The organism is Winogradskyella sp. (assembly GCF_016744625.1).
Taxonomy (GTDB): domain Bacteria; phylum Bacteroidota; class Bacteroidia; order Flavobacteriales; family Flavobacteriaceae; genus Winogradskyella.
This window is the reverse complement of the sequence record NZ_JADGDZ010000003.1, coordinates 59,199-70,014: the sequence shown is the minus strand read 5'-3', so window position 1 is coordinate 70,014 and position 10,816 is coordinate 59,199. Positions and strand designations below refer to the sequence as shown.

Annotated in this window: 12 protein-coding genes; 7 read left to right on the top strand and 5 right to left on the bottom strand. The window is 30.8% G+C overall.

What is annotated here, in order from left to right; genetic code table 11:
* Positions 1-81: 81 nt before the first annotated feature.
* The gene (locus QZZ53_RS01345) at positions 82-579 is read right to left on the bottom strand and encodes a DUF456 domain-containing protein (protein WP_296380635.1); all 498 of its coding nucleotides are present in this window, start codon (positions 577-579) and stop codon (positions 82-84) included.
* 230 nt (positions 580-809) lie between these two features.
* Between QZZ53_RS01345 and QZZ53_RS01340 the strand changes: the two genes are divergently transcribed.
* From QZZ53_RS01340 to QZZ53_RS01325, 4 genes are read left to right on the top strand one after another with little or no spacing between them, the layout of a single operon-like run.
* Positions 810-1,169: a BlaI/MecI/CopY family transcriptional regulator gene (locus QZZ53_RS01340; protein WP_296380633.1), complete on the top strand. Its 360-nt coding sequence runs from the start codon at positions 810-812 to the stop codon at positions 1,167-1,169.
* Positions 1,170-1,171: 2 nt separating this feature from the next.
* Entirely contained in the window at positions 1,172-3,637 is a 2,466-nt protein-coding gene (locus QZZ53_RS01335) for a M56 family metallopeptidase (RefSeq protein ID WP_296380631.1), read from the top strand.
* Between the two features lie 12 nt (positions 3,638-3,649).
* The gene (locus tag QZZ53_RS01330) at positions 3,650-4,780 is read left to right on the top strand and encodes a tetratricopeptide repeat protein (protein ID WP_296380629.1); all 1,131 of its coding nucleotides are present in this window, start codon (positions 3,650-3,652) and stop codon (positions 4,778-4,780) included.
* 41 nt (positions 4,781-4,821) lie between these two features.
* Positions 4,822-5,298 carry a hypothetical protein gene (locus QZZ53_RS01325; protein WP_296380627.1) on the top strand — a complete coding sequence of 159 codons (477 nt, stop codon included), beginning with the start codon at positions 4,822-4,824 and terminating at the stop codon, positions 5,296-5,298.
* A 62-nt stretch (positions 5,299-5,360) separates the two neighbouring features.
* On the opposite strand, the gene QZZ53_RS01320 is transcribed toward QZZ53_RS01325, so the two are convergent.
* The 4 genes from QZZ53_RS01320 to QZZ53_RS01305 all read right to left on the bottom strand — a co-directional run bounded on the left by QZZ53_RS01320 (position 5,361) and on the right by QZZ53_RS01305 (position 9,167).
* Complete coding sequence (locus QZZ53_RS01320; RefSeq protein ID WP_296380626.1) at positions 5,361-6,098, bottom strand: Bax inhibitor-1/YccA family protein; 738 nt, start codon at positions 6,096-6,098, stop codon at positions 5,361-5,363.
* Positions 6,098-6,961, bottom strand: coding sequence for a hypothetical protein (locus QZZ53_RS01315; RefSeq protein WP_296380624.1), 864 nt, complete (start codon positions 6,959-6,961; stop codon positions 6,098-6,100). Before QZZ53_RS01315 ends, QZZ53_RS01320 begins: the two co-directional genes overlap by 1 nt.
* Before the next feature lie 86 nt (positions 6,962-7,047).
* Positions 7,048-8,202 (bottom strand): glycosyltransferase, encoded by a 1,155-nt coding sequence (locus QZZ53_RS01310; protein WP_296380622.1) that lies wholly within the window; start codon positions 8,200-8,202, stop codon positions 7,048-7,050.
* Positions 8,199-9,167, bottom strand: coding sequence for a lysylphosphatidylglycerol synthase domain-containing protein (locus tag QZZ53_RS01305; protein WP_296380620.1), 969 nt, complete (start codon positions 9,165-9,167; stop codon positions 8,199-8,201). Before QZZ53_RS01305 ends, QZZ53_RS01310 begins: the two co-directional genes overlap by 4 nt.
* Before the next feature lie 27 nt (positions 9,168-9,194).
* Between QZZ53_RS01305 and QZZ53_RS01300 the strand changes: the two genes are divergently transcribed.
* The 3 genes from QZZ53_RS01300 (at position 9,195) to QZZ53_RS01290 (ending at position 10,816) form a co-directional block, all read left to right on the top strand.
* Positions 9,195-9,833, top strand: a complete 639-nt coding sequence (locus tag QZZ53_RS01300) for a cell envelope biogenesis protein OmpA (protein WP_296380618.1) — start codon at positions 9,195-9,197, stop codon at positions 9,831-9,833.
* Complete coding sequence (gene ruvC / locus QZZ53_RS01295; protein ID WP_296380616.1) at positions 9,833-10,387, top strand: crossover junction endodeoxyribonuclease RuvC; 555 nt, start codon at positions 9,833-9,835, stop codon at positions 10,385-10,387. The genes QZZ53_RS01300 and ruvC overlap by 1 nt, the downstream gene beginning before the upstream one ends.
* 63 nt (positions 10,388-10,450) lie before the next feature.
* On the top strand, positions 10,451-10,816 hold the full coding sequence (locus tag QZZ53_RS01290) for a hypothetical protein (protein WP_296380614.1): 366 nt from the start codon (positions 10,451-10,453) through the stop codon (positions 10,814-10,816).

Here is a 10,816-nt window from a genome sequence, read left to right as displayed (position 1 = left end):
TGAGTTAATAGCAAGAAAAATAAAACCTAGTAACATCTAATGTTACTAGGTTTTTTTCCTTGCTTAAAACTGTAATAGGCATTAATACCAACTTGCATTATGTTCAGATAGTTTTACAATAAAGAAGCCTAAGAATACTACAGCAACTATAAATTTTAAAAAAGTTGAAGCTATAAATCCTAAGAACGATCCAAAGGCAGCTTTAAGAGCTTTTTCCATATCGTTTCTATGTATCATCTCACCAATAAGCGCTCCTATAAAAGGACCAATAATTATTCCGAATGGAATAGGTGAGAGCAATCCAATAATTAAACCGAGTGTTGTTCCTATCATTCCGGCTCTGCTTCCTCCAAAACGTTTTGTACCTAAAGCAGGAATGATATAGTCTAATATATATATAAAGACAGCCACTAAAAGTGTAGCTATTAAAAAGGTCTGACTCATTTCTACACCATCAGTAAAGTGTAAAACTAAAAGACCAGCCCAACCGGTAAGTGGTCCAGGTAAAACAGGTAAAAAGCTACCGATGATTCCTAATAGCATTAAAAGTAGTGCAACAAGCACCAAAAAAAATTCCATATAAATAATTTAAATTCATTTATATGACGCAATAAGCAGACCAAAGTTACATTTTGTAAACTAAGAAATTAGTTTAAACTAAATATTTAGTTATATTAGCATAATGATTTGAGAAAAATCATTATGCGTATCCTGAATTCATTTCAGGATTTCAAACTAGTTTTACTAATAAGAATCTTATTAATCATACATTAGGTATTAATGAGTTTCTGAATCAAGTTCAGAATAAAATGAAGCAATTAACAAAAGCAGAAGAAGAGATAATGCAAGCCTTATGGCAGCTAAAAAAAGCAAACGTTAAATCAGTGATAGAACTTTTGCCAGAGCCTAAACCTGCATACAATACTGTTTCAACAATTGTAAGGATTTTAGAATCTAAAGGTTTTGTAGATTACGAAAAACAAGGTAAAGGTCATATCTATTTTCCAATTGTAGAAAAAGCATCCTATAGCAATCAATCTATAAATAAATTAGTAGATAATTATTTTCAAGGCTCATTTAAAAGTATGGTCTCGTTTTTTGTTCAGAAAAATGATGTAGATGCCAAAGATATTGAAACTTTGTTAAACGAGATTAACAAAAAGAACTAATCATGCTGTATACCATCATTCAGATTATTGCGATTCAGGCTTTGTTTTTACTGGTTTACGATTTGTTTTTAAAACGTGAAACTTTCTTTAATTATAATAGAGCGTATTTACTCATAACCTCAGTATTGTCTTTGGTTTTACCATTTATTAAGTTTTCAGAGTTAAAAACAATCACTACTAAAGATTTAGTCATTCAATTACCAGAAGTGTTTATTGGAACTAAAGTTCCAACAGCGAATGAAATATTCATCGCAGAACAAGCTGGTATTATTATAGAACAACCACAAATGCCATTTTGGCAAAGTATTGCCTTAATTGGTATTACTGTGGCATTGTTTATTTTTTTATTGAAAATTACAAAACTGTATTGGTTAAAACATCAAAATCCAAAACGTTGGAAAGGAAATGTGCTAATTGTAGAACTTATAAAAAGTAGTGCCGCATTCTCATTTTTCAATACTATTTTTCTAGGTGAACAGATCTCAGAAGCTGAAAAGCCTGTTATTTATAAACATGAGTTAGTTCATATTAAAGAACTCCACACTTTAGATTTACTTTTTTTTGAAATCCTCAGAATCATTTTTTGGTTTAATCCATTAGTGTACATCTATCAGAATAGAATAAAAGAACTACATGAGTATATCGCAGATGCTAAAGCAGTTAAACAAAATGGAAAAGCGAGTTATTATGAGAGTTTACTCAATCAGGTATTTGATGTTAATAATGTCTCTTTTACCAATACGTTTTTCAAAAAATCATTAATCAAAAAGCGAATCGCTATGTTACAAAAATCAAAATCAAAACAACTTCATCTTATAAAATATGCACTTTTAATTCCTATGATTTTAGGGATGTTGATTTATACATCTACTGAAGTTAGAGCACAGCAAAAAGTGAAACAAGAAAGTGTTGTTGACCAAGAGTTAACAGATGAAGAATTAATTAAAAAATACTACGATGAGTTTGTATCTATGAAAAAAAATGGGGCTACATTTTTTGAAATTGCTGAAGCTTCAGGTATGAGCAAATTAGACAGCGAAAAGTACATTACACCTCGTAAAGAATATTTGAAATTTAAAGCCTATATGCAGTACATAGCAGATGGAATAATTGAAAGAAAATCAGAGAAAGGAACATTAACACAAGCTGATTTTGATACAGCCAAGCTAATGCGATTAGGAAGACATGATTCTTATAAAGACTATAAAGCATGGAAGTTTAGTGATGAAGGAAAAAAGCATTGGGAATCTATTACAAGAGACGGAATACTTAGACTATTTGTTAAAGAAATAGGGAATCATTCTGTGGAAGAAAAAATACGTTTAGATGGTTTATTAAAACAATTAGAATCAGACAATAATTTTGAAAAAATCATTTTAACAGATGGAAAATCTAGATTTATTATTGATTCTTATAAAAGCCCTAATTCAGATCAAAAAGTAATTGAATCTATCGAAGTCCCATTCTCAATAATTGATGAAGTCCCAACATTGGTTGAATGCAAAGACTTAACAACTAATAAAGAGCGTAAGAATTGCATGAATCAATTTGTAAACAGACATGTCAATAAAAACTTTAATACAAGTATTGCTGATAGTTTAAATCCAGGAAGAAAACGCATTTTTGTAGCGTTTAAAATTGATACAGAAGGTAAAATAAAAGATATAAAAGCTAGAGGTCCTAATGTAGAACTAGAAGAAGAAGCGATACGTGTTATTAAAACCTTACCTCAATTTATACCTGGCAGACAAAAAGGAGAATTGGTAACCGTGCCTTATTCTTTGCCAATTGTGTTTCAAGTAGCTGATGACAATAGAGACCAAGTAACCAAAACACATAAAGAATTAGTAGTTCAAAGAGATCGTATTCTGCAAAATTCTAATGAGAAAAATCCAGTAGTAATACAATTAAATAAGCAGATTGATGATTTAAAGAAAGAAAAATTTGTTAGAGATGAAGTAGAAAAATTAACCAAATATCTAAAGGATGAAATCGATAGAACAGAAAGTACTTGGAATGACAGTACAACTACAAGTCGTACTAAAAAGTATAAAGCCTTTTTAAAACAAATTCAAAAGGATTCAACTAATCTAAAGGAAATTCCGTTTAGTGTTGTTGAGGTATCACCTGTTTATGAAAATTGTAAAACTCTTATAGGAGATAAAGAACAAAGAAAATGTACTATCAATGCTATAAATAAGCATGTGAATAAAAACTTTAATACTAATTTGGCAAAGGAGCTTGGCATTACAGGAAAACAGCAAATATTTGTTGCTTTTACTATAAACAAGGAAGGTAACATCACTGATGTAAAAGCAAGAGCATCTCGTGAAGAGTTAAAAGCTGAAGCCATTAGAGTAATTAATGCATTACCGCAATTTATTCCAGGTAAACACGACGGAGAAACAATAGATGTACCTTTTAGTTTACCTATATATTTTCAAGTTGGTAATATCAAAAAAGACTAATTGCAATTGTTTATGAAAAATAACCTTTGGTTATTGTGTTTGGTTTTTACCCTTACTTTAAACGCTCAAATCTCAATAGATAAAGCCGATAATTTATATGCCAGTGGCAACTACTCTAAAGCGATTGAAATATATAAATCGTCAAAAAATCTAGATGAAGTTTATGATAAAATAGCGAAAGCCTATATTGCTATAGGTAACTATGGGGAAGGTTTAGTATATTATAAAAAAGCAATAGAATCAAACTTAGAAGATGTTCTTTTAAAGTATGAATACGCTAAATTATTAACCAAGACCAAAAATTACAAAGAAGCAAACCAGCTTTTTAAGAGTTTGATAGTTTTAGACAGTATAAATCCAAATTACCATTACGAGCTAGGTGTAGTTTTAGAAAAGCAAAAAGATAGTACAGCATTAAATGAATTTAAAAAAACGTTCGGTCTAGACGTAACACATCAAAAAGCAATTTTTAAAATTGCAAAGCGACATATCTATAAACGCAAATTTAAAAAAGCACATAATCTTATAGATAAAGGTTTAGAAAACTATGCCAATAATGTAGAATTAATAAGCCTAAAAGCTCAAGCCTATTATTACCAAGAGTATTACACACATTCGGTAGTTTGGTTTCAAAAACTGTTGGATTTAGGTGAGAAGTCTGAGTTTATTCATGAAAAACTAAGTTTAAGTTATGCTCAAAATTCAGATTATGAAGATGCGATTTACCATAGAAAACAGGCCTTAAGATTTAATTCAAATGATGCTAATGCGATGTTTGTCATTGGTACATATTACGAAAGGCTAGATGATTTTGAAAAAGCAGAAGAGTATATTTCTAAAGCCTTAAAAATTCAAGATAGATCGTTGTCAGATGAATATCAAAAACTTGGAACCATTTTAAATCGCCAAAAGAAATACGAAAAAGCTATTAAGGCATTTCAAAAGTCATTAAAAGAAGACCCATCAAACATCATGTCTGAGTTCTTTATTCTACGAACCAAAGACGAATTTTATGCAGATCTAGATACTAAAATTAAGATGTACGAAGACTTTATAAAAAAGAAAAGAAAAAGTCCTTTTGCAATATTTGCACAAAGACGACTCAAAGAACTAAAACAAGAAAAATTCTTAGAAGAAGATTAAAATCTAAAAATATTGTACTTTTCGCTACCAGAATTGTGCTAATGAAATCAATCGTTTTTCTTTTAATCTTATTACTAGCAACATCTTGCAGTTATTTTGAAAAGAAAAAAATCTATTCTGAAGATTTACTCGAAGAAGAGTTGCAAACTTTCGACTGGAATGAAGTTGATACGTATCCAACTTTCAGTAGCTGCGATTCTATTACTGTAAAAGCAGATAGCAAAGCTTGTTTTCAAAAGACGTTGGTATCTAATGTGAATCAATTTTTAGAAACTCAGAATATTGTCGTTTCAGAAGATGTAAACGATACGATTAGGCTTAAAATCACAATTGACAATAAAGGTTTTCTTGAAGTTAAATCTATAATTTTTAAACCAGAAACAGCTATACAAATTCCAGAAATAGACAGTTTACTTAGACAAAGCTTAAAAGGAATTCCTAAAATATTTCCAGCAATCAAAAGAGGTCAACAAGTGACTACGGCTTTTGAATTGCCTGTCATTGTAAAGATTGATTAATCGTAAATTCAAACACTTCAATTTGTTGTAAAAGCTAATTCAAGGTGAAAGACATAATGAATCTAAAAACGAATCGCAAACTTTTGCATCAGTCTTAACACTTCAAAATACAACCAAATTAGCGTTGCTAAAAGTCCCCAAGTAGCAATCCACTCTTTATATTTTGGAGCTCTATTCTTGTAACGTTCGATATAGTCAAAGTCTAATAGTAAGGCAAAAGAAGCAACAATTGCGGCTAAAACATTAAAAGCTATAGCAAACCAAGACGTTCCCCAAATATAGGTTTTGATGCCAAAGAAGCTTAAAATCCAAGAAATTAAATACACCACCATAATACTTACAGTGGCAGTAATGATGACACTTCTCAGTTTTTTTGTAACGACAATGATTTTCATTTGATATAACAAGAGCATTACAAAAAAGGTGACGATTGTTACACCAATAGCTTGGTATGGTAATTCAGGAAAGTTACGATGTGCATAAGCCGAAAAACCTCCTAAAAAGAACCCTTTTGCGATGACATAAAGTGGTACCAAAATATGCGCCCAATTTTGTCGTATAGAAATTAAAACGCTAATGACAACTGCTCCAAGCATACCTCCAAGTGTAAACCATTTCATTGGTGTACCATCTTCATTTAATTTCCATAAATAAGCCGTAATTGCTGCAATGATTAAGATACCGACGATAGATTTAAAAAAGATGCCTGCAACAGACATGGTTTTTGTAGATGATTTTGCATCATCCCAAAAGTAGCTCTTAAAGACAGGGTTTGACGTTTTAAAGTTTCGTAAACTCATTATAGATTAAATTTATAACCAATAGCAATATCAGTAGAAAAATTACCTTGATTATCTAATAAAAGTGCGAATAACTCGCCATAAATTATAGTAATAAAACTGCTGTCTCCAATTTTAATATCTGAGCCAATACCAAATATAAAAGGGACATCAAAGGACGTATCGCTTAGATCAACTTCCATTGCATTTTCATCAATAAAAGAGACGTTTGTAAAATTCACAGTTGCTAATTTTACTTGACCATATATAGAAAACGAAGATTGATTAATAATTCTGTAACGATAACCTAGCGAAAATTCAGTAGTCGCATAAGGAAAGTCATCATTATCAAAAGCATGGCGTGCTTGTAAAAAACCAGAATGTCTAGGTAGAATATTAGCTTCATAGATTTCTAATTCGGCACCAATAAGAGGCACTTTTACATTGTCTGAATTTCCAACAAAAGGATTATTAGTTATACCACCAGAAAAGCCAAGCCTAAATTCTACTTTGCTTTCAGTTGAAGTCGAAACATAAGCCGAATTAACAGAAGCGTTGTACTTGTCAATATAATTTCTGAGCCCATATAATGTCAATTTTAATTTATCTGTAGACATTCCATTGGTTAAGCCACTTAGGATTGTTTTGTATTCTTCTTGATAGTTTTTCTCAGAATCTTTTGTGTTTTTAAGCTCAGTTATTGACCCATTGTCTGTTCTAACAAAATAACGGTATTTACCATCGATGATATTCCAGAGTAAATCGAGTTGACCATCAATTTCAGTTTTTAATTGGAGTGTTTCTCCATTGACTGTATAGTTATCTTGACTATAATTAAATTGAAAAGAGAAACATATAAGAATTAATAAGAGGAGTTTTCTCATGTTTATACTATTTTATTTGCCAAATGCCCATTATGGGCAGTTAGGATTTGGTTTTAGTAAAGCTACCAAAAATATTTAATACAGCATCATTTTTTAAAAGTTCGACCTTTCCACTTGTAAGATTTAAATAGAGATAACAGAACTATGTAAACACTAAAGAATGGGTAAAGCAAACTCGAAAGCGGATAAGATAGAAGCAAGGTTTCTTGTTTAAAAAATCGTGATGTTTTAAATAGTAGCAAGAAGTCAATGCTGAATTTAATAACAAATAAAGCGATAGCTATTTTTAGCGAGACATAACCCAAAAAAACAGCAGGTATAAATTCTAAGCACACCAAGTTTGCGAGAAAAACTATAATGCCAACGACTTTTGTAAATCCAATAGTACTTCGACTTGTTTTTGAAGCCCAACGTAAACGTTGTTGAATAAGTTGAGATAAACCATTTGCTGGATTGGTGGTTACAATTGCCTTTTGAGATTTTAGATAATGTACTTTTTTAGCATCTTGTTTTATAAACTTTTCGAGTAAAAAAATATCATCTCCACTAGCAATATCTTCGTTGCCTTCAAAACCATCTAAAGTATAAAATACAGATTTACGATACCCAAAATTAGCGCCATTGCATAAAAATGGTTTACTCAACCCAAAACCACCAATAGTTACACCTTGTAGGCTGATAAAGTCTAAAATCTGAAAGCGATTAAAAAACGAGTTTGAACCATGATAAGTTACTGGAGCAACAATGCAATCTGTTTCTTTTGTTTGAATACACTCATCAAATACATCGAGCCAATATTTTGGTAGCTCGCAGTCTGCATCTGTTGTAATAATCCAATCAAATTTGGAAACTTTAATAGCTGAAGTTATTGCATCTTTCTTAGGTGAATTGGAAGTTCTTTTATTTTGAATTATTTGGATGTTGTCACTTTGAGTGAAATCCTTTTTGAAGGATTTTGTATCGAGAATCTTATTAATTATTGAAGGTGATTCATCCTCAGAATCATCATCAACAAATATAATTTCAAATAAAGATTTAGAGTAATTCAGCTTAGAAACTGAAGCTAACAATTTAGGAAGATTTTCTGCTTCATTCCGAAACGGAATCACAATAGAAAACTTTGTTTTTGCAGGCAAATCCTGAAGCTTAAAGTCTTCAACTTTATCAAAGCCATAAATCGATAGACCAATGACTAAAAGATAAACGATAATAATTGTTATAGCTATAGTAGACAAAATCATGTTTTGTTATGAGGTAGTTTAAAATTCAACACAAAATAGCTCCCGAATAAACTCGGAATCACAAAATTTAATAACCACATTAAGGTTGTAATAGATAAAATAGTGAGTTCGTTTACTTCAACATAACCAAATAAAAATACAGCAACACTTCCTTTAATAATTACATCGAAAATTGAAATTGATGGTACAATCGATGCTAAAAAGTACATACTTGTTATAACGACCATAGCTTTTGCGTATTCCACATCTACACCAAACATATTAAGTAAATAATAAAACTGAAATGAGAATATTAAATAACGAATTAAGGACAATGAAAGGGTTATGGTATGTGTTTTTAAACTTAGTTTTTTTATAAAAGCAATAATACGTTCAAAAGAAAAACCCTTGATTTTGTAGCGTTTTTGTTTTACTCCAAGAATAGTAAAAAAACTAACAATAAAAAGTATGAGACCAAATTTCACGATTCTATAATAGTTGATATCTATTTGATAACGATTCACAAAAATAATAAAGCCAATAACACCAAAAATTGTTGTGATGGTCATTTGAGCCATATTACCTAAAAGGTTTAGGAGTACAATTTTTGTCCTAAACTGTTTAGCATAGTAAACGACTTTTGCCCCATAATCTCCAATGCGATTTGGTGTGATTAGTGATGCTGTTAAACCGCCTAAGCTCTGCTCTAAAGCATCTCTAAAAGAGATTTTTTTGATAGTTTTCACTAAATTCTGCCATTTTAAAATTTCAAAAAACCAATTAAAAATGCTTAAAAGAACTAAAAAACCGATGTTTTTAGGTGAAAACGTATCGTTTTCTTTTAGAAATGTGATGAATTCATTGAATTGTAAATTTTCGTTTTCGGAGAGTTTAGAGTAAATAAAATAAAATGCACCAACTACAATGCTCAACTTAATAAGTACAAAGAAGAATTGTTTAGTTTTGTAAGGCACACTGTAATGCATGTTGCAAATTAAACTAAAAACTTATACATGAAGATTGATTTAAAACAATACCTTATTTTTTTTGGGATCATTTTTATGACCTTAAACTGTAATGCGCAGTTTAGAGATACTGCCAAATGGAAAGCTCTTTTTGCTCTTGGAGTAAATTCCCCTATGGCTAATGGTTTTATAGATGGAGCTAATGCTAAGTCTGTGAATTTCCCAACAGTGAATATAGGAATTCAACATATGTTGAAACGTCAATATGGAGTAAAGCTCGATTTTGGTTTTAACCGTATGAAAAATGATGATAAATCGCCAGAATTTAAAATAAATTATTCACGTATTAACGCACAATTCGTTTTTGATCCTTCAGAATACATTGGGTTTTTGCCAACGCGTATGCGAACTATTTTGCATGCAGGTCCTGGTTTATCTTTTGTAAAACCATTGAGTAATTTAGGAGATAATAAGCAAACCTATTTAAATCTTTTAGGAGGATTAGAAGTGCATTATGCTCTTAACGAAAAAGTATCAGTATTTACCGATGTTTCTTATATATACGGTTTATCGTCTTTAGATAATTATGATCCTGTATTAAGTGGATTAGGTGCTTTTAATGGCAATGTTTTTAACCTTACCTTTGGTATAGCTGTTTCTTTGAGCGGCTGTCAGTTTTGTGATTAATGAAAGAAGAAAAAATTATATTAGGTATAGATCCAGGAACTACTATTATGGGTTTTGGACTCATAAAAGTAGTCGGAAAAAAGATGGAATTTATGCAACTTAATGAGCTCATGCTCAAAAAATATGATGACCATTACCTAAAGCTGAAACTTATTTTTGAACGTACGGTAGAACTCATCGATACCTATCATCCAGATGAAATTGCTATTGAAGCTCCTTTCTTTGGTAAAAATGTGCAGAGTATGTTAAAACTTGGTAGAGCACAAGGAGTTGCTATGGCTGCTGGTTTATCTCGCGAAGTACCAATTACAGAATATGCACCTAAAAAAATTAAAATGGCGATCACAGGAAATGGAAATGCCAGCAAAGAGCAGGTCGCTAAGATGCTGCAAAGTATGTTAGGTCTTAAAACCATACCTAAAAACCTAGATTCCATGGATGGATTGGCAGCAGCTGTTTGTCATTTTTATAATGAAGGTAGAGTAGAGGTTGGCAAAAGTTATTCTGGTTGGTCTGCTTTTGTTAAGCAGAATGAGGGTCGAGTAAAAAAATAGTTTAAACGTTTTTGTTTAATAGTTGATTTGTCATTCCGCACTTGATGCGGAATCTATTTTATTATGAAATATATAATTGCATTTTTAGTTTTTAGTTTATCATTTTTATCTATCAGCCAAGGGCAAGTTGAGGTAAATGATATAGCACACGAAAACTATTATCAATCTCAAAAAATTAAGGATTCGTTGGTTACAGAATTAATAAAAATCAATAAAAATGATTCTACTTTTATAAAGACTTTTGAAGCTTCAGAAAAACTCTGGAATACTTTTGTTGAAGAACAATTCAAGCTGAAATTCCCAGCTTATGAATCTTGGGAAACAAGAAGAGAGATTTATGGAAGTCAGTTTGATATGCTTCATTTTCAATTTTTGAAATTGTATTGTGATATAAGAATAAGCACTTTACATAACTTGTTTGAAGAATAA

Coding starts and splice junctions, on each gene's coding strand:
- QZZ53_RS01320 (WP_296380626.1), bottom strand. CDS start 6,098: ATGAGTTTACGAAACTTTAAAACGTCAAACCCTGTCTTTAAGAGCTAC.
- ruvC (WP_296380616.1), top strand. CDS start 9,833: ATGAAAGAAGAAAAAATTATATTAGGTATAGATCCAGGAACTACTATT.
- QZZ53_RS01330 (WP_296380629.1), top strand. CDS start 3,650: ATGAAAAATAACCTTTGGTTATTGTGTTTGGTTTTTACCCTTACTTTA.
- QZZ53_RS01325 (WP_296380627.1), top strand. CDS start 4,822: ATGAAATCAATCGTTTTTCTTTTAATCTTATTACTAGCAACATCTTGC.
- QZZ53_RS01305 (WP_296380620.1), bottom strand. CDS start 9,167: ATGCATTACAGTGTGCCTTACAAAACTAAACAATTCTTCTTTGTACTT.
- QZZ53_RS01310 (WP_296380622.1), bottom strand. CDS start 8,202: ATGATTTTGTCTACTATAGCTATAACAATTATTATCGTTTATCTTTTA.
- QZZ53_RS01300 (WP_296380618.1), top strand. CDS start 9,195: ATGAAGATTGATTTAAAACAATACCTTATTTTTTTTGGGATCATTTTT.
- QZZ53_RS01315 (WP_296380624.1), bottom strand. CDS start 6,961: ATGAGAAAACTCCTCTTATTAATTCTTATATGTTTCTCTTTTCAATTT.
- QZZ53_RS01345 (WP_296380635.1), bottom strand. CDS start 579: ATGGAATTTTTTTTGGTGCTTGTTGCACTACTTTTAATGCTATTAGGA.
- QZZ53_RS01335 (WP_296380631.1), top strand. CDS start 1,172: ATGCTGTATACCATCATTCAGATTATTGCGATTCAGGCTTTGTTTTTA.
- QZZ53_RS01340 (WP_296380633.1), top strand. CDS start 810: ATGAAGCAATTAACAAAAGCAGAAGAAGAGATAATGCAAGCCTTATGG.
- QZZ53_RS01290 (WP_296380614.1), top strand. CDS start 10,451: ATGAAATATATAATTGCATTTTTAGTTTTTAGTTTATCATTTTTATCT.